Source organism: Haloarcula taiwanensis (genome assembly GCA_002844335.1).
In the GTDB taxonomy this organism is placed as follows: domain Archaea; phylum Halobacteriota; class Halobacteria; order Halobacteriales; family Haloarculaceae; genus Haloarcula; species Haloarcula taiwanensis.
The window spans coordinates 1,886,838-1,904,718 of record CP019154.1 but is presented as its reverse complement, the minus strand read 5'-3'; the positions used below and the strand labels follow the sequence as shown (position 1 = coordinate 1,904,718).

The following is a 17,881-nucleotide window of genomic DNA, read 5'->3' as shown; positions in this document are numbered from 1 at the left end:
CCGGGCATAAAGGGCGCGAAGCGTCAGGCTTACCGCCCACGGTCGGGGAAGAGACGTATGGGCGTTCCCTGCGTTCGCGTTCCCCGCGAGGCCGGCGAAGAGACGCGCCAGCGCCTCGCCGAGGCAAACCTCGTCGACGACGGCTACGATATCACGGTCGTCGACGGCCAGCTATACGTTCCTGTCACCGACCCCACAGCGGTGCCGTCGGACCTGGCCGTCGTGGAGGCAGACCCGCCGGTCCGCGAGGGCCAGACGATGCCGGCGGATGCCCTCGGCTTCGATCCGAGCTACGAACGTATCGGCGACATCGCGATTGTCGACGAGGACGACGACGAGCGGGCGCGGGCGATTGCCGACGCGATTATGAAGTCGGACCTCCCCGTGCGAGCGGTGTTGAATCGCGCATCGAAAATCAAGGGCGAACAGCGGGTCCGCGACTGGGACGTACTCGCTGGTGAGGGGACGGAAGTCACTCACCGGGAGTACGGCTGTACGTTCGACCTCGACCTCGCCGAAGTGTACTTCTCGCCGCGGCTGGCGACAGAGCGCCATCGTGTTACCAAGCAGGTCAGTGCGGGAGAGCGAGCCTTCGACATGTTCGCCGGTGTCGGTCCGTTCGTGATTCCGTTCGCCAAACGCGAGGCGACCTGTGTCGGGACCGACATCAACGAGACGGCGATCAAGTACCTCCGGGCAAACGCAGAGCAAAACGGCGTCTCCGACCGCGTGACCGGTATCTGTGGCGACGTACGCGAGGTTGCCGGCGAGTACGAGGGCTGGGCCGACCGCGTCGTGATGAACCTGCCCCACAGCGCCGATGAGTTTCTTGAGACCGCCGTCTGTCTGGCGGCCGACGAGTGCGTTCTGCATTACTACGACATTCAGCACGAGGATGACCTGTTCGGTCCCGGCGAGCGAGTGATCCGGGCGGCTGCGGAGCCGACGTACGACGTGACGGTCGAAACGCGCCACACTGTTCGGTCGTATGCCCCGAAAGAACACAACGTCGTTCTCGACGTTCGGCTGACACGCTAAGACGAACAGTTATGTTCATTCGTCTGATGGTGGGGAATAGTAGCAGATGGAGGTGAGCGAGGGTGACGATATCGACATCCACGACATCTCGCCGACAGCGTGGCGGCTCCTCCGCGTCGCGGCGGGGTTCGGCCAGCGGGAGGTCGAGGTGGAAATCGACGATATCATGCAGGCTCACATCTCGATGCTGGAGAACAACAACCGGAGCCTCTCGGAGCAACGACTCGAAGTGTTGTTCGATCTGTACCAGTCGGAGCTGACTACCGAGCAGGTTCGCGTGCTGGTTTCGAACTTCTAACCATGACCGAAGGGATATCCAACGGACGCCGAGACGCGGTGACTAACCAGCGGGGCTTGCCATGACCTGGTCGGGTCGAACGCGACCGCGACGAACGGCGGCGGCGATTGCCGTCGCGCTCGCCTCGACAGCTGTGATAGCCGCGGTCCCGACGCCGTCCGGACTCGATATCGCCGCCCAGTATGCACTGGCGACGATGGCCTTCGCGGCGATTCTCTGGGTGACCGACGCGCTGCCGCTCCCGGTAACGGCGCTGCTGATACCGGTGTTACTGACGGTGTTCGGCATCTACACCGAGATGGAGGCCGCACTCTCGGGGTTTGCCGACCCGCTCATCTACCTGTTCGTGGCCGGCTTCATGCTCGCGAAGGCGCTCCAGACTCACAACATCGACCGTCGCATCGCCCTGCACCTCATTAGCTGGATGGGGCGCTCGCCACGACTGCTCATTCTGGCAATCATGGTTGCGACGGCGGTTCTCTCGATGTGGGTGTCGAACACGGCGACGACGGCGATGATGACGCCCGTCGCGCTGGGTGTGCTTGCCGAGGTTGTCGGTCGAGATGTTCCCGACGGCGAGACATCGAACATGCGGGTCGCGACCTTGCTCGGCACGGCCTACGCGGCGAGCGTCGGCGGGGTTGGGACCCTCATCGGGACACCGCCAAATGTCGTCGCCGTGGCGTTTCTCGACAGGCTCATCGGTGTCGAGATATCGTTCGTGCAGTGGCTGGCCATCGGGCTTCCGATCGTCGTGTTGACCCTCCCACTGACGTGGTACGTTCTGACGTTCTGGCTCTACCCGCCGGAAGTCGAGGACGTGAGTGGGGCCAACGCGCAGGCGAAAGCGTATCTTGCGGAGGAGGGGCCGCTATCGACGGGCGGTCGCCGCGCAGCGTATATCTTTGCGGCTACAGCGGGCCTGTGGATCCTCGGTGGGCTTGGGTTCCTGTTCGAAGGCATTCTTCCCGACCCGGTGTTCGTGACACTGTTCGGCGGCGCAGGCGACACTGTGTTCGGTCTGACGGGGCATCGCGGCGTCCTGTATCTCGTGGTGGTCGGACTGCTCGCGATTCCGGCACTCGTTCTTTCCGGCGCCGACGACTGGGAGAATCTGGTCGATATCGACTGGGGGACGATTATCCTGTTCGGTGGCGGCATCTCACTGGCAGATGCACTGGCCGAAACCGAGGCGACGACGTGGCTGGCACGGACTGTCTTCGATACTCTAGTCGGCGCACCGCTGGTCCTCGTCGTGCTTGCTGTCGTCGTCTTCACCGTGCTGGTGACGGAACTGTCCTCAAATACGGCGACGACAACGATACTCGCTCCGATCCTCATCGGCCTCGGGAGCGTGCTCGCCGGAACACTCGGCGTCGAGCCGGTGCAGGCTGCGATCACGCTGACGGTTACCGGGGCTATCGCGGCGAGCTTCGCGTTCGCACTCCCCGTCGCGACGCCGCCGAACGCCATTGTCTTCGGCAGCGGCCACCTAGAGCAGCGGGATATGATACGGGCCGGTGTCGTGCTGAACGTCCTGATGACGCTCGTGTTGACAGGGCTCGTCCTCGTTTCCTTCGCGGTCTTCTGGCCGCATATACTCTGGTAGGCCGCTCTTCCGCGTGGCTCGCTCTAAGAGAGAGTTTTATACGTACGGGTCTGTCTCTGTCGCCGTATCCTTAACATTTAATAGGGTATGTCACAACGGAACGTACAGGCCGTGTATCATTGATACACGGGTGTAAACCGACCCATGACTGGACAACACGACCGACGCGCGTTTCTGAAGGTGGCAGGAAGCACAGGTGTCCTCGGACTGACCGGCCTCGCTGGCTGTTCTGGTGACGGGGGCGACGGCAGTAGCGACGGGGGCGATGGAAGTGGTGGCGGCGACGGCGGCTCCACCGGCGAAAGCGGCAGTGGAACGAACGTCATCACTCTCGGTGGCTCGATGAGTCTCACTGGAGACAACGCCGACCTCGGGCAGTTGTACAAGGACGCGTACGAACTGACCATCGAGCGCATCAACGAGTCCGGCGGCGTCGAGGCCGGCGACGGCAACACGTACGAACTGGAGATGGTGCTCCGTGATGACAGCACCGACGCTTCCCAGTCGAAGTCCATCTATCAGGAACTCATCGACCGCGAAGGGATCGACTACCTGCTCGGACCGTACTCAAGTACGGTCACCCTGCCCGCGAGCGCCGTGGCCGCACAGAACCAGAAGCCGATGGTCGAGGGCGGCGGCGCAAGCCCGGAAATTTTCGCACAGGGCAACGAGTGGATTTTCGGCCTCCTGCCGACGGCGAACAAGTACGCCAAGAGCTACATCGACATGTGCCTCGCACAGGACTCGGCACCGGAGTCTATCGCGATCCTTGCCGAAGACGGCACGTTCAGCCAGTCGACCGCAGAGGGCGCACGGAACAAAATCAGTGACACAGATCTGGAACTGGTCGTCGATCAGACGTTCCCCTCGGACACGTCTGACCTCTCGACGAACCTCGGCAGAGTTCGAGACAGCGGCGCTGACATCCTCCTGCTGTGTGCCCACCAGAAGCACAACATTATTCTGGCCAACCAGATGGAGAGTCAGAACGTCAACGTCGACGCGGCGATGGGGACCGTCGGCAGCCTCAACGAATCGTTCAAGAACGAGGCCGGCGCGAACGGTGATTATCTGTACGGGCCGTCCTCGTGGGCCGTCAACGCGAACTTCGACGATCCGGTGTTCGGCAAGACCGGCGACTTCGTCTCGGCTATCGAGGAGAACTACGACTACACGCCGGACTACCACAGCGCGGCCGGCGAGGCAGTCATCCTCACCTATATGAACGCCTTCCAGAACGTCGACGAACTCAACCCGACAGCGGTCCGAGACCACATCCGACAGGCCGAATTCTCGACGGTGTACGGGTCTGTCGCCTTCGATGACAGCGGCGTCATCGACAAGAACATGCTGGTCTATCAGTGGCAGCCTGACCCGGGCCTCCAGATCACGTACCCGGAGAACGTCGCACAGTCGGAACCGATATATCCGATGCCCGACTGGAGCGAGCGCTGAGAGCGATGGCTGCCACCCAGTTCGTCGTCAACGGCCTGCTGGTCGGTGCGCTGTTCGCAGGCGTGGCGGTCGGATTCGCGCTCATCTGGGGCGTCGTCGACATCATCAATCTCGCCCACGGCGAGATGGTGATGCTCGGCGGCTACACCTCTTACTGGGTGCTGACGCTGATTACCGGGAACGCGGAGGGGTCGCCGCTCCTGTTTCTGGCGACCATCCCGGTTGCCATCGCCGTACTGTTCGGAATCGGCTACGCGCTCCAGCGAACGCTGGTCTCGCGCGTCATCGGAACCGACATCTTCCTCACACTGCTGGTGACCTTCGGCGCGAGCATCGCCATCCAGCAACTGGCGATACAGGCGTGGTCGGCGAACCCGCGGTCGATTCAGGTCAGCTTCGCGGACCCGTCGATGACTCTCGCCGGTATTGTCGTCCCGAAGATGAAACTTGTCGCCTTCGCCGGCGCGCTCGTCCTCACTGCGCTCATGTACGTGTTCCTCCAGAAAACACGGACCGGACGAGCGATACGGGCCGTCTCACAGAACCCCGAGGCCGCGGCGCTGGTCGGCATCGACGTCGAGCACACCCGCGCGGTGACCTTCGGCGTCTCATCGGCTATCGCCGGCGGTATCGGCGCGTTCATCGCCGTCATTCTGAACATCCAGCCGCAGATGGGGCTCATCTACACGCTCAAGAGCTTTATCATCGTGGTCTTTGGCGGCGTCGGAAGCATCCCCGGCGCGCTCATCGGCGGCCTGTTGCTCGGCTCGGTCGAGGAACTGGTCGCCGGCTTCGCGTCCTCGCAGTGGACGCTCGCAGTGAGCTTCTCGCTGCTCATCGTCTTGCTCATTCTCAAACCGAAGGGCCTGTTCGGCCAGGAGGCTGACCAATGAGCACGACTGACGAGGAGTCTGGCGGCGTCCTCCGGTCGATTCTTCCGCCGGAGCAAGTCGACCGGTTCCTCGGGACCTGTGACGACTACGGCTGGCCGCTTCTCGGTCTTGGAGCACTGGTTGCAGCCTCGTTCCCTCTCCTCGGCCTCGAAGGCGGGTACTACATGACAGTGCTCACTGAGATGTTCCTGTTTGCCATCCTGGCGCTCTCCTGGGACATCGTCGGCGGACAGACCGGGTATCCGAGTTTCGGGAATATGGCCTTCTTCGGGATCGGCGCGTACGCGACGGCCATCCTGACGAAGGACTTCGCCCTCGCGTTCCCGGTCGCGTTCCTGCTGGCCGGCTTGCTCGCCGTCACCTTCGCAGCTATCATCGGCATCGTCGTGCTTCGGCTCCGTGGCCACTACTTTGCCATTGCGACGCTGGGCGTCCTGCTGGTCGCGCAACAGGTCTCCCGCATCCTCGATATCACCGGTGGCGCCAGCGGCAAGATACTGCTGGAGACGCCGTCGGCCGAGACCTTCTACTACCTGTTCCTCGGCGTTCTCGTCTTCGAGATGGGGCTCGTCTACTACCTCTCGGGGACGCGCTTTGGCTTCGTGCTGAACGCCATCCGCGACGACGAGGAAAAGGCCACGGCGATGGGGTTCAATACCACCTACTACAAGACAGCCGCGTGGATGCTGGCCGGCCTGTTCACGGGCTTTGCCGGGGCCGCGTACAGCCTGTTCAACACGTTCATCGACCCCCAGACCGCCTACAACGGCGCGTGGAACGTGGAGCTCATCGCGATGGCGCTGCTGGGCGGGTCCGGCACCGTTGCCGGCCCCGTCATCGGCGCGTTCGGCCTCCACACCATCATCGAACTCGTGGAGACGTACGCCGTCGGGTGGCAGCTCGTCTTGCTCGGTGGGGCCGTCATCATCACTGTTATCGGCTTCCCCAAGGGGGTCGTCGGAACGCTCAGCGAATACGCGAGCCAGATGGACTACTACAAGCACGGCGGCATGGCCGCCACAGATACTGACGACGGATCGGAGGTGAGTGCCGATGAGTAAAGCGACGAGCGGCCCGGTGACCGACACGGACAGCGACCGTGCGGTGTTGCAGACGGACGGCGTCACGAAGCGCTTCGGCGGGCTGACCGCCGTCGACGACGTGGACATCGCAATCCACAGCGGCGAAATCGTCGGCCTCATCGGGCCGAACGGCGCGGGCAAGTCCACGCTGTTCAACTGCATCACCGGCACGCTGACGCCCGACGAGGGCCGGGTCTACCTGCAGGGCGAGGACGTGACGGACTGGCCCGAACACAAAATCGCGCGGGCCGGCCTGGGCCGGATGTTCCAGGAAACCCGCATCTTCGGGGACATGACCGTCCGCGAGAACCTGCTGCTTGCGGCACAGGAGGGCGGCGCTGACGTCTCAAGCCTCATGCGTCGCCCCGACAGTTCGCTGCTCGCCCGGACGGACGAATTGCTGGACTACGTCGACCTCGGCGGGCTGGCCGAGACCCGCGCCGGGCGGATGAGCTTCGGCCAGCAGAAGCTACTCGAGTTCGCGATGGAGCTGATGTCGGAACCGGAGATCCTGCTGATGGACGAACCGGCCGGTGGCATCAACCCCTCGATGCTTGGGAATCTCATCGACTACATCCGCAGTGCCAACGAGGAACAGGAGTCGACCATCTTCCTCATCGAACACAACATGGACTTCGTCATGGACATCGCCGACCGCATCTACGTCCTGGCCCACGGCGAACGTATCGCTGAGGGGACGCCCCAAGAGATACAGAACGACCAGCGCGTGCTCGACGCGTACCTCGGGAGGGAGTAAGTATGGCATCCACACCAGACGCCACGGGCGACTCGACCGGGGAGCCGGTGCTTCGGATGGAGAACGTCACAGCCGGCTACGGCAACACGACGGTGTTACACGACGTGAGCATCGCTGTCGAGGACGAACAGGTCGCCTGTCTCATCGGTCCGAACGGCTCGGGGAAGTCCACGCTGATGAAGAGCATCTACGGCTTCGCGGATGTCCAGACCGGGACAGTGTCGTTTCGGGGCGAAGACATCACTGGCCGGTCGCCACAGCAGAACCTCAGCAACGGGATGAGCTACGTGCTGCAAGATGCCAGCGTCTTCCCGGGGATGAGCGTCCACGAGAACATGCTGATGGGCGGGTACGTGTTCAACGACGACGACCGCGCCGCCGCCCGTGCCGAGGAACTGTACGCGGAGTTCCCGGTGCTCGCCGACCTCCGGAGCCAGTCTGCCGGCACCCTCTCGGGCGGCCAGCGTCGCCTGCTGGAACTGGCCCGCGCGCTAATGGTTGAACCGGACGTGATGATGCTCGATGAGCCGTCTATCGGACTCGAACCGCGGTTTATCGACGACGTGTTCGAGCGCATCAAGCAGCTCAACGACCTCGGGACGACCATCCTGCTCGTCGAACAGAACGCCGAAAAGGGGCTCTCTATCGCCGACCGGGGCTTCGTGCTCGCAAGCGGCGAAATCAAGTTCACCGGCACGGGGACCGAACTGCTTAACGACGAGGAAGTCGGACGCTTGTATCTAGGAGGGTAAAACATGTACACGATACTTGTCCCAGTCGATGCCGATGAAGACCGCGCTCGTGGCCAGGCCGCCTTCGTCGCGGAGCTACCGTCTGCCGAGACCGAGATCAAGGCCGTAATCACACATGCACTGACCAAGGAAGAGGCGGAAGCGCCCGAGGAGATACGCAACGTCGAGCGGATCTCGACAGTCAGGCTCGTACGCGACTATCTCGAGGACCACGATGTCGATGTCCAGCTAGCTGAGGGCCAGCAGCCGCCGGCTGACGGCATCATCGACCTAGCCGAGGAGTTCGACGTCGACCAGATCGTCATGGGGTCCAGAAAGCGGTCACCGACCGGCAAGGCCGTGTTCGGGAGCGTCTCCCAGCAGGTCCTGCTTGAGGCGGACGACCCGGTCACCGTCGTCGGGTCCCGAGCTGAGTGAGAACGTCTCTCTCGGTGGCCCCGATTCGCAATCCTTATTGCGGTTATGCGTCCAACAACTGATGTACGCGAGCGACGCGCCGGTGTAGCTCAGACTGGCAGAGCGAATCCTTCGTAAGGATTAGGCCGAGGGTTCAAATCCCTCCACCGGCTTTCCGCTTTTGAATGTTGGTTTACGGGTTAGCCGTGTATTCTACCGAAGGCGGTTTGTCGACAGTTACAGGAACTGTGTCACTGTTCCGACGGTGCTCCGCAAGCTAATATAAAAATGAACCTCAGCAGTGATGCGATACGGCAACGGACTGCCGGGCGGAATTTCTAGCCGTAAACGATGGTCACACAGCACGAATTACTGGCGGAGACTGCGGTGTGCCCGCGAGACCGGCACGACGGACGCACGTGCGGACAGTCAGATGGAGTGTGGTTCTGATGGATTTCCGAAACGCCTGGCACCGCGACACCGACGAAGACGTCTGTTGCATCGCCTGCGGTGAAACGGTCGCCCGGTCGGACGCCCGAGAGTACGATAAGTACGGGGACCGCTGGAACCGCGACGGCAAGTCCTTCGAATATCTGTGCAAGCCCTGCTACCAAGAGGACTGTCACTTCGGCCGGGCCGGGCTGGAAGACCGACTCGAAGCGGCCGGTGCCGGGACCGTGAGTCGAGACACGTTTCTCAGACGCTATCATGATCTGGCCGAGGACACAGAGCAGACCCGCGCCGACGGTCACTGAGCCGGACGGTGGGTCCTCCGCCCGGCGATGGGATACCGTCTCGGAAACGGTTCAGGGCGTTATAACCGCTCTCCCGTCGATATCCCGGTTTTCCAGCATCTGTGCGACGGTGTTCACCTCGCTGAGGTCGTACTGGGTCGTGTGGAGGGTAACCGCGCCGCGGTCGACGAGTGCGACCAGTTCCTGCAGCTCGGTGTACTGACCGACGATGTTTCCCTGATAAGCGAATTCGCCGTTGACGAGCGCCTGCGCGGGCTCGTGGATATGGCCGCCGTAGCCGATGATGTGGTGGTCGCCGCCGGCGGCACAGATATCGGGCGCGAGCGCCGTCGTCTCATCGGCCCCGACGAAGTCAAGGACTTGTGCGGCACCGACGCCATCGCTGATGGCTTCGACCTCGGCGGCGACGTCTTCGCTTTCTGGGTTGATGGTGTAGTGTGCACCGAGGTCGGCGGCGAGGTCGCGAGCGGACTGCTTGATGTCGACGGCGACGAGGTCGGCGGCACACATGGCGTCGAGGCACTGGAGGCCGATGTGACCGAGGCCGCCGATGCCGATAACGACCGCTGTGTCGCCGGGATTGAGTCCGTCGACGGCTTTCTTCGCCGCGTGATAGGCCGTGATACCGGCGTCGGCGTGCGGGGCGATGTCAGCCGGGTCGACGCCATCGGGGAGCGGGATGACCGACCGGTCGCTGGTCAGTAACTGGTCGGCGAAGCCGCCGTCGGTCGTCAGTCCGTTGAACGCGTCGTTCTCGCAGTACATGGTCTCACCTTGCCGGCACGGTCGGCAGGTCCCACAGGTCTGGACCGGGTGGCAGATGACTTTGTCGCCTTCCGAGACGATGTCGACGTCGTCGCCCGTTTCGACGACTGTGCCGGCGTTCTCGTGGCCCAGCGTCATCGGGAGGTCCTGCGGGACGTACTGCTCCCACATTCCCTCGATGATGTGATTGTCAGTCTGGCACCAGCCGGCTCCGTCGACTTCGACGATGACATCATCTCCGGCTGCGACCTGTGGCGCACCTACGTCGTCTATCGAGAGCCCGTTCGACATGTCGTGCGTGTACTCGTGGAGTCTGGCTGCGCGCATCGTCCTGTCTCCGGACGAAACGACAATAAACCCATATTATAAAACATCGTATATATTGGCTGTATCGTTGTCCACCCGTCTGGAAGAGTGTCGAGCAGTCGGTCGGCGTTGCGTCCGAATATAAAAACAGCGGTGCGGTGACGCAGCTACTCAGTCCCGACTGGCAAGCAGCGCGGCCCCCAGCAGTGCCACGACGGCGACGGGAATTCCCATACCGGGACCGAAGGCCGACGAGGGCGCGGGGCTGGTCGCGCGGATTGGGTCCTCGACCGGCTCATCAGCCGCGTACTCCCAGACAGCGGTCTCGTTTTGAACGATATCAGCGTTCGAAGACGAGATGTCGGCGGGCATCGTCAGCCGGTACTCGACTGCGACGCCGTCGCCGAAGGCCACATCAGTATCCTCGTTCGCAGTAACGAACGTCCGGTCTTCGAACGTGACGTTGCCCCCGCTCGCGTTGACCGACACATCGCTTTCCGGGCCGGGGTTCCAGTCCGTGAATGTCATCGAGAGCGTGACGTTCTCACCCTCCAGTTCTTGTTCGTACGTGTAGTTCGACATTCGACTGGTGTTCACGTCGGCCAGAAGATATCCTTCGACCGAGTCATAGCCTTCCTGCTGGGCCTGATTCTGAAGCCCGTCGTACACTGACGGGGACATTTCGAGGGTCAGGTCGTACTCCGAAACTGTGCCGTCGGCGGCCACAGTCGAATCAACCGTCGCCGTCACACAGCCGGATAGCACGACGAGGGCAGCGAGGCCGATTGCGGGGATAATCCGATGCATACCTCACCGAATCGGATGCGGTGGAATAAGCCTTGTTACCGAAGTCGGTCCGGCTCAATGTGTCAGGACCAGCAGCTGGTCATCAGTCCGGACCAGACAGAAGGGCGACCCGGGGTTTCCGAAGGTGTTTGTCCGTTTGTCGCTGATAAAGAGCGTCTCGAACTCGTTGCCACAGGCCGGACAGGCGAACCCCTCTCGGTTCGACAGCGTCATCGTACCCCGGTCGTCTTTCAGCAGCTTGAGCCCGTGTCGGTACTCGTGAACGTCAAAGCTCCCGCTGATGTCTAGCCGATCCATACGTGTGAAACGAGCGGCGGCCGTCTAAAACTCGTCGGCGACTTACACCAGGTTCGCGCCCATGTAGAGCACGACGACGAGGAAGATCCAGACGATATCGACGAAGTGCCAGTACATCGACGCCGTCGAGACGGAGGTGTGCCGTTCAGCCGAGTACTGCCCGTAGTACCCGCGGATGAAGACAATACCGAGGAGCACAGCGCCCATCGTGACGTGGAGCCCGTGGAGCCCAGTCAGCCCGTAGAACGCGGACCCGTAGATGCCGCCACCGATTGTAAAGCCCTTGTGAACGATGAACTCGTAGTACTCGTAGACCTGTCCGCCGATGAAGACGATGCCCAGTAGCAGCGTCGCGCCCAGCAGCTTCAGGAACCGGCTGCGGTCCCCGTTACGGAGCGCGACGTGACTGAAGTGCAGCGTCACGGAGCTGGCAATCAGAATCAGCGTGTTAATAATCACCAGCGAGCCGAACACTTCGGGCACTGCCGCCTGTGTCCAGACCTCGCCGCCGCGCACAATGAAGTAGTACACGAAGCCAGCGCCGAACGTGGCGATTTCGCTCCCGAGAAACAGGAGCATGGCGAACTTCAGCGTCTTGTCCGAGTGGTAGTCCGTCCCGCGCTCCCAGAAGTCCGAGACGAAGGCGTGGTACAGCCAGCCGTAGATGCCGACGAGGAAGAGGCCGACGCTCCCGGCCATCGCTCCTGCCCCGACAGTCTGGCTGACAAGCGCGTTCTCACCCATCGAGAGCACGAGCAGGGCCGCGCTGACGTAGATGCCCGAACCACCGATCGCCGTCACAAAGGGCCACCAGCTGGCCTCGCCGAACCCGTGGGGCCAGTCCTCCGTTGCCGGGAGGTGGTGGTCCCCGTGCCCGTCGTCCGCGTGTTCATCGGAGACACTCATACTAGGGCCCTTGCGAACGGAATACTAAAAGCCCATCCAATTCCCTGCGGCCTGTGCCACCGCAACCTCGATCCGACGGGTGCCTCGCCGGCATCCCGGAAACTACACGGGGGCGAAGCCCCAACTATCGACGATGACATCTGGGAGGCGTCGCACAGTCGCGCTTGTGGTGTGTGGGCTGGGCTGGCTGGCCGCGACAGGGACGGCGAGCGCACACGGCGGCAGTCTCGCCGGTGGCGGTCGAGAGTCACTGACGATCCCGACGTGGCTCTTTCTGAGTACCGGCGGCGCGGCCGTCGGCGCGTCGTTCCTGCTGGCGTCGTTTGTCACTGACCGCGCGTTCATTGAGCGGATACACGACTGGGGGCGACCGCTGTCGGGTAATTTCGAAGGCATCCTCCGGCTCGCTGGGCAGCTCATCGGGCTTGCCGGACTCGCCGCAGTGTTCGTCGTCGGCTTCATCGGGCCGACGAACGCCCGGACGAATCTCGCAATACTGCTCGTCTGGGTCGGCTGGTGGGCTGGGCTGACGATGACAACGTACCTCGTGGGGAACAGCTGGGCGACGCTCAATCCATTCAAGACCCTCGCTGGGTTCCTCCCGACACTCGACCGCAGCTACCCGGCCCGCGTCGGGTCGTGGCCCGCCGTCGGCGGCCTGCTCGTGCTGGTATGGGTAGAGGTCGTCAGCCCCCTCGCTGACCAGCCCCGACTGCTCGCGTCAGTTGTCGCCGGCTACGCTGTGGTGACACTCGCGGGCGCGCTCGTGTTCGGGCCTGACGACTGGTTCGCTCACGCCGACCCGGTGGAACGGGTGTTCCGCTACTACGGTCGCTTTGCACCCATCGGCCGCGATGAGGACGGACTCCGACTCCGACTCCCCGGCATGGACCTCTCGACGCCGCGGCTGGTCGACGGGCCTGACGAGGTCGCCTTCGTGATCGCTTTGCTGTGGGTCACGACCTACGACGGACTGGTCACGACACCGGTCTGGCGGGACCTGACGACGCCACTCGTCGCCGCCGGTGTCCCGCCGCATCTCCTGTATCCGGTCGCGCTCGGCGTCGGCTTCGCCGGCTTCCTCGGCGTGTATCGACTCGCGGTCCGGCTCTCCCGCGATATGTCGGACACGTATCTGACCCCGGCTGTTCTCGCACGGCGGTTCGCGCCGCCGCTCGTCGCCATCGCCGTCGGCTATCATTTCGCGCATTACCTCGGATACTTCCTCGTCCTCGCACCCTCACTGGCCGTCGCGCTCACGTCGCCGTTTGCGAATCCGGCAGTAGTGCCGACCGTCGACCTGCCGGCGTGGTTCGGCGCGGTCGCGCTCGCGTCGGTCATCGTCGGTCATCTGGTCGCTATCTGGGTGGCCCACGCCGCCGCATACGACCTGTTTCCCGCGCGACTGCAGGCGATTCGGTCGCAGTACCCGTTCATCGCGGTCATGGTGTTTTATACGATGACGAGTCTCTGGGTCGTCTCACAGCCGGAGGTGGCACTCCCACATCTATGACTGACACAGCAACCCAGCCGGTAGCTGATACGGCAGCGACAAGTACCGACGACGAACCAGCCTACGATGTCCCGGCCGACGCCACGGCCCACACGTGTTCGTACTGCGGCCGGCCGTTCGCCCGCGAGTCTTGGCTCGCGCTCCACCGCGGTCTGGCCCACCCTAACGAACTCGGCGACGAGGAGATTGAGGCCTTTCGAGCGGCCCACAGCGAGGAGGAAGAGTCGCTTTCGACGTTCCGACTCCAGGCACTGGGCGCGCTCGTACTCCTCTACTTTGGCTTCCTGATGGTGTACGCACTCGTGTAGTCTCCGGGTGTCACGCTGTCACCGACACAGCGGACGGGAAGCGAAGCGTTGATGGGTCGCAGGTGACCAACAGATGGGTATGGACCTTCGCGTTATCGACAAATCCGACACGGAACTCTCTATCGAAATCGCCGGTGAGGACCACACGTTCATGAACGTCATCAAAGGGGCGCTGCTGGAGACAGAGGGCGTCACGGCGGCGACCTACGACGTGAACCCGGAACAGTCCGGTGGCCAGACGGACCCGGTGCTGACAATCAAGACCGAGGAGGGCGTCGACGCGCTGGAAGCGCTCGAAGACGGAACCGACGCCGTCATCGAGAAGGCAGACAGCTTTACCGACGCGTTCGAAGCCGCCGCGTAATTCTAACAGAGCACGTACGTGACGAACACGCGTTCGTCCGGACCGACGTGGATGTCGAGACCGATCAGTCCGTCCTCCGCTCTCTGAATCCTGTTACCTCGCTCAATGTAGCTGTCGACGAGTGCGGTTGCCAGCGCCGTCTCGTTCTGGTACTGGCTGAGTGACTGTGGCGTCCGGTCGTAGGCCACCTCGTAGCTGACCACGACTGGGCGCTCACAGGAGGGGGCGAACCGGGAGACCCCTTCGCGCGTCGGCCGCTCGCCGTTGTCGTATCGCGCGTCGACACGGCCCTTGTTGTAGTAGGCTGCGGCGTCGTCTAGGGTCGCGTTCCGCGAGACCGTCCCGCCGCCGACGCCCGACCGCCGGACGTTGTACACGTCGACGTAGGTGCCCTCGACTGCGGCGAGCGAGAGCGAGTCGACGGTGTCGCCGCTTCCGGCGGGGGATGCGATCTGCGGTGGGCCGGCGGGGGTTTCGGCGGCGAAGCCCGGCAGCGTGATGCCGCCGACAGCAGCAAGCACAATGAGGCCGAGCAGCAGTGCCACGGCGGCGTAGCCGAGCACGTACTTCGTTTCGAGCACGTCCAGCCAGCCGGTCTTTATATCATCCAGCGGATCGTCCTCCGGCGGCCCCGTCCGTCGCTCGAAGTTACTCCCGCCACAGCGTTTGCACGGCGGCGAGTTCTTCTGGTGCTGGCGACCGCAGTCCAGACAGACCCATCTGGGGCCGCCCTCGACGACTTCTTCGTTGACTTGCGTCACGGCCTCCTCGAAGGAACCGTGCCCGCAGTTGTCACACGGCGGGTCATTTTCTTCGTGAGGTTTGCCACACCACTCACACCGCCATTTCATTGGTGATGCTCCGTGGTGGGCGGATAAAGCCTGCCCGATGCTAGGCCACGGCGCTGTGACTCTCTGGAGCCGTACCCCCACTGTCGCTCAGCCAGTTGACGCCCCGGGTACGACCTCCCCCACGGACGGATGCTGCCAGCGACTGCCGAATCTGTGCCCGCTAACGCCGACAGCTGATACCGAACGCCGAGACGCGGAAAAAACCGAGGCCATCCGAGACGCCCAGAGAACTGCGTCATACAAAGAAAGAGACAGGTACGGCTATTTACTATTTCGACCCCAGGCCGGGGACGGTGTTACAGTCGGACCGGAATCCCCTTGCCGTCGAGATACTCCTTGGTCTCGGCGATGGAGTACTCGCCGAAGTGGAAGATAGAGGCGGCGAGACCGGCGTCCGCGCCGGCATCGACGAACACTTCTTCCATGTCGGCCGGGCTCCCACAGCCAGAGGAAGCGATAACCGGCGTCGAGACGGTGTCACAGACGGCTTTCATCAGCGGGATGTCGTAGCCATCCTTGGTCCCGTCGGCGTCGATAGAGTTGACGAACAGCTCGCCCGCGCCGCGCTCTTCTGCTTCGGTGGCCCACTCGATGACGTCCAGTCCAGTTCCCTCGCGCCCGCCCTTGACGGTGCATTCGAACCAGCAGGACTCGCCGTCGACCTCGGTGTAGTGCTCGCCGTCGTTGTCAAAGCGCCGCCGGGCGTCGACGGAGATGACGATGCACTGGCTCCCGAAGGCTGCCGCGCCGTCGTTGATGAGGTCCGGTTCGGCGATGGCCCCGGAGTTGATCGATACCTTGTCCGCACCGGCCCGCAGCGTCTCTTTGATGTCGGCGCGCGTCCGGATGCCACCGCCGACGGTCAGCGGGATGAACACCTCGTCGGCCACGGCCGACACTGTATCGAGCATCGTCTCGCGACCCTCGGCGGAGGCGGTGATATCCAGAAAGACGAACTCGTCGGCCCCGGACTCGTTGTAGGCCTTTGCCATCTCGACCGGGTCGCCGGTGTACTCCAGATCCTCGAAGTTGACTCCCGTGTACACTGCCGCGTCACCGTTCTCGTCTACGTCCACGTCGATACAGGGGATGATCCGTTTCGTGAGCGTCATTCGATAGCTGTGGATTCGACACAACGCCGCTTGACCGTTTCGACTGGTGCAAGTGTCTGGCCGATACGCAGTGCCAATCCGACAGCTACACGTACGACGCTCCTGAACCACCGACTATGGCAGACGACCACCACGAGGAGGACCGGCCGGATTACGACCCCGAACACGTCGAACTCCCCGCGCGCGAACCGCCGCTTCGCTCGACGGCCCCACAGAGCGCGTTCACCATGTCGCAGGTCGGCACAGGGCTCGGCGTACTGCTGGTCGGACTGGTTCTCACCTTCGGTCTCGCGCTGGCGCTGGCCTGAGACGGTCGATAAGGCCTCGCCGACCGGCATAAATATCAGATCTGATATTCCTGGGGAGGGGTATATAGGCTTACACGTCAATAACTGTTGTACGATGTCGCCCCAGTCAGACGCACGTACGGCGGTCGCTACGGGAACGTCAGTGGCGACTGCTGGGAAACGCGCTGGCCGGGAGGCGACAAGCACTGCTCGTGACCGGCTTGACGCCGAGCGAGTGGATTTCTGTCAAGTGTTTGCTAGCTCGGAGTTCGATGCTGAAGCCGTTCTGGCGGGCGTGAATGCGCTCGTCGGCGACGAGACAGCCGTTGTCGGCTGTACGGCCAGTGGCACGTTCACCGAGGAGCGAGCGATGGATACCGGCGTGGCCGTCACGCTCGTTACCAGTGATTCGTTCCGGTTCGATACGGCCCTTGCTGCTGGCCTCAGCGACAACACCCGTGGGACTGTCAGAGACGCTGTCCGGTCGCTTCCTGGAAACATCGAAGAACCGTACCAGTCAGCGATCGTTCTCCACGACGGTCTCGCAGGTGTCGGTGAGCAGTTGTCGTTGGCGGTCCAGCGACGGCTCGGCCCCTATGTCGAATTCGCAGGTGGGGCAGCGTCTGACGGTCTCCGGATGGAGTCAACGCCGGTGTTTTGTGATGCGTCAGTTGTCGAGGACGCAGTCGTTCTCGTACTCGTTTCCGGCGAGAAACGTCCGATCATTACTGTCAACCACGGTCACAGCCCCATCTCGGAGCCTTGGGAGGTAACTGATGTCTCCGGAAACGTGGTTCACGAACTCAACGGTGAGCCAGCCTTCGACGTGTGGAAAGACGCCGTCCGAGACCACGTTGCGGAGACGTTAGGGGTCGCGGTCGATGATGTCCCCGTCGGTTCAGCGCAGCTCAGGAAGCTCATGGTCGCATACCTGTTTGGCATCGACCAGGGTGACACCTACAAGATTCGCTGGCCACGGACTGCGATTGAAGAGACTGGCGCACTGCAGTTCGCCGTCGATATTCCGGCGGGGACTGTCCTTCGGATAATGCATGGCGACAGAAGGGACCAGATCAGGTCCGCCGAGCAGGCTGCTGTCGACGCTGTCTCGCTGTGCGACGGTAATATCGCCGGCGCGTTCGTCTACGACTGCGCGTGCCGTCAGATTCTCTTCGACGACGCGTTTCCGGCGGCTGTCGACGGTATCACGTCGACCCTGTCGGCTCCAGTCGCTGGGTTTGAGACGTACGGGGAGCTGTGTATGCAGGCCGGACAGCTCAGTGGCTTTCACAACACGACAACGGTGCTTTTGGCACTGCCGGAGTAACAG

At 62.9% G+C, this 17,881-nt stretch carries 21 protein-coding genes and 1 tRNA gene; 16 read left to right on the top strand and 6 right to left on the bottom strand.

All coding sequences use genetic code 11. The features are described 5' to 3' along the window. Positions 1-57: 57 nt before the first annotated feature. The 11 genes from BVU17_09685 (at position 58) to BVU17_09635 (ending at position 9,035) form a co-directional block, all read left to right on the top strand. A complete protein-coding gene (locus BVU17_09685) occupies positions 58-1,038 on the top strand; it encodes an SAM-dependent methyltransferase (protein AUG47771.1) in 981 nt (326 codons plus the stop codon). Positions 1,039-1,084: 46 nt separating this feature from the next. Continuing rightward, positions 1,085-1,336, top strand: a complete 252-nt coding sequence (locus BVU17_09680) for a hypothetical protein (protein ID AUG47770.1) — start codon at positions 1,085-1,087, stop codon at positions 1,334-1,336. Between the two features lie 61 nt (positions 1,337-1,397). Then, a complete protein-coding gene (locus tag BVU17_09675; GenBank protein AUG47769.1) occupies positions 1,398-2,945 on the top strand; it encodes an anion transporter in 1,548 nt (515 codons plus the stop codon). Positions 2,946-3,089: 144 nt separating this feature from the next. Beyond that, positions 3,090-4,400 carry a branched-chain amino acid ABC transporter substrate-binding protein gene (locus tag BVU17_09670; GenBank protein AUG47768.1) on the top strand — a complete coding sequence of 437 codons (1,311 nt, stop codon included), beginning with the start codon at positions 3,090-3,092 and terminating at the stop codon, positions 4,398-4,400. Between the two features lie 5 nt (positions 4,401-4,405). Next, positions 4,406-5,293 carry a branched-chain amino acid ABC transporter permease gene (locus BVU17_09665; protein ID AUG47767.1) on the top strand — a complete coding sequence of 296 codons (888 nt, stop codon included), beginning with the start codon at positions 4,406-4,408 and terminating at the stop codon, positions 5,291-5,293. Then, the gene (locus tag BVU17_09660) at positions 5,290-6,354 is read left to right on the top strand and encodes a branched-chain amino acid ABC transporter permease (protein AUG47766.1); all 1,065 of its coding nucleotides are present in this window, start codon (positions 5,290-5,292) and stop codon (positions 6,352-6,354) included. Before BVU17_09665 ends, BVU17_09660 begins: the two co-directional genes overlap by 4 nt. After that, the gene (locus BVU17_09655; protein ID AUG47765.1) at positions 6,347-7,132 is read left to right on the top strand and encodes an ABC transporter ATP-binding protein; all 786 of its coding nucleotides are present in this window, start codon (positions 6,347-6,349) and stop codon (positions 7,130-7,132) included. Before BVU17_09660 ends, BVU17_09655 begins: the two co-directional genes overlap by 8 nt. Before the next feature lie 2 nt (positions 7,133-7,134). Next, positions 7,135-7,884, top strand: coding sequence for an ABC transporter ATP-binding protein (locus BVU17_09650; GenBank protein AUG47764.1), 750 nt, complete (start codon positions 7,135-7,137; stop codon positions 7,882-7,884). A gap of 3 nt (positions 7,885-7,887) precedes the next feature. After that, a complete protein-coding gene (locus BVU17_09645) occupies positions 7,888-8,301 on the top strand; it encodes a universal stress protein (GenBank protein ID AUG47763.1) in 414 nt (137 codons plus the stop codon). Between the two features lie 78 nt (positions 8,302-8,379). Then, a tRNA-Thr gene (locus BVU17_09640) sits at positions 8,380-8,453 on the top strand. Positions 8,454-8,729: 276 nt separating this feature from the next. Continuing rightward, positions 8,730-9,035: a hypothetical protein gene (locus BVU17_09635; protein AUG47762.1), complete on the top strand. Its 306-nt coding sequence runs from the start codon at positions 8,730-8,732 to the stop codon at positions 9,033-9,035. A gap of 51 nt (positions 9,036-9,086) precedes the next feature. Here the strand turns inward: BVU17_09635 and BVU17_09630 are convergent, their stop codons facing one another. From BVU17_09630 to BVU17_09615, 4 genes are all read right to left on the bottom strand, one after another. Beyond that, entirely contained in the window at positions 9,087-10,127 is a 1,041-nt protein-coding gene (locus tag BVU17_09630) for a D-arabinose dehydrogenase (GenBank protein ID AUG47761.1), read from the bottom strand. Between the two features lie 150 nt (positions 10,128-10,277). Next, positions 10,278-10,913 carry a PGF-CTERM sorting domain-containing protein gene (locus BVU17_09625; GenBank protein AUG47760.1) on the bottom strand — a complete coding sequence of 212 codons (636 nt, stop codon included), beginning with the start codon at positions 10,911-10,913 and terminating at the stop codon, positions 10,278-10,280. Between the two features lie 54 nt (positions 10,914-10,967). Continuing rightward, positions 10,968-11,210: a flagella cluster protein gene (locus tag BVU17_09620; GenBank protein AUG47759.1), complete on the bottom strand. Its 243-nt coding sequence runs from the start codon at positions 11,208-11,210 to the stop codon at positions 10,968-10,970. Positions 11,211-11,252: 42 nt separating this feature from the next. Continuing rightward, positions 11,253-12,116, bottom strand: coding sequence for a cox-type terminal oxidase subunit III (locus BVU17_09615; GenBank protein ID AUG47758.1), 864 nt, complete (start codon positions 12,114-12,116; stop codon positions 11,253-11,255). Positions 12,117-12,249: 133 nt separating this feature from the next. Between BVU17_09615 and BVU17_09610 the strand changes: the two genes are divergently transcribed. The 3 genes from BVU17_09610 to BVU17_09600 all read left to right on the top strand — a co-directional run bounded on the left by BVU17_09610 (position 12,250) and on the right by BVU17_09600 (position 14,301). Next, positions 12,250-13,629 (top strand): hypothetical protein, encoded by a 1,380-nt coding sequence (locus BVU17_09610; protein ID AUG47757.1) that lies wholly within the window; start codon positions 12,250-12,252, stop codon positions 13,627-13,629. Then, on the top strand, positions 13,626-13,937 hold the full coding sequence (locus BVU17_09605) for a DNA-binding protein (GenBank protein ID AUG47756.1): 312 nt from the start codon (positions 13,626-13,628) through the stop codon (positions 13,935-13,937). Before BVU17_09610 ends, BVU17_09605 begins: the two co-directional genes overlap by 4 nt. Positions 13,938-14,016: 79 nt before the next feature. Beyond that, entirely contained in the window at positions 14,017-14,301 is a 285-nt protein-coding gene (locus BVU17_09600; GenBank protein AUG47755.1) for a DNA-directed RNA polymerase subunit L, read from the top strand. Positions 14,302-14,303: 2 nt separating this feature from the next. Here BVU17_09600 and BVU17_09595 read toward each other — a convergent pair whose 3' ends face one another. Together BVU17_09595 and BVU17_09590 are read right to left on the bottom strand one after the other, a co-directional pair. Then, positions 14,304-15,152, bottom strand: coding sequence for a hypothetical protein (locus BVU17_09595; protein ID AUG47754.1), 849 nt, complete (start codon positions 15,150-15,152; stop codon positions 14,304-14,306). 296 nt (positions 15,153-15,448) lie between these two features. Then, complete coding sequence (locus BVU17_09590) at positions 15,449-16,264, bottom strand: imidazole glycerol phosphate synthase subunit HisF (protein ID AUG47753.1); 816 nt, start codon at positions 16,262-16,264, stop codon at positions 15,449-15,451. Positions 16,265-16,380: 116 nt separating this feature from the next. Here BVU17_09590 and BVU17_09585 point away from each other — a divergent pair, with 116 nt between their 5' ends. Both BVU17_09585 and BVU17_09580 read left to right on the top strand, forming a co-directional pair. Next, a complete protein-coding gene (locus tag BVU17_09585; protein AUG47752.1) occupies positions 16,381-16,572 on the top strand; it encodes a hypothetical protein in 192 nt (63 codons plus the stop codon). Positions 16,573-16,666: 94 nt separating this feature from the next. Further along, positions 16,667-17,878 (top strand): hypothetical protein, encoded by a 1,212-nt coding sequence (locus BVU17_09580; protein AUG47751.1) that lies wholly within the window; start codon positions 16,667-16,669, stop codon positions 17,876-17,878. The last annotated feature ends 3 nt before the right edge of the window (positions 17,879-17,881 follow it).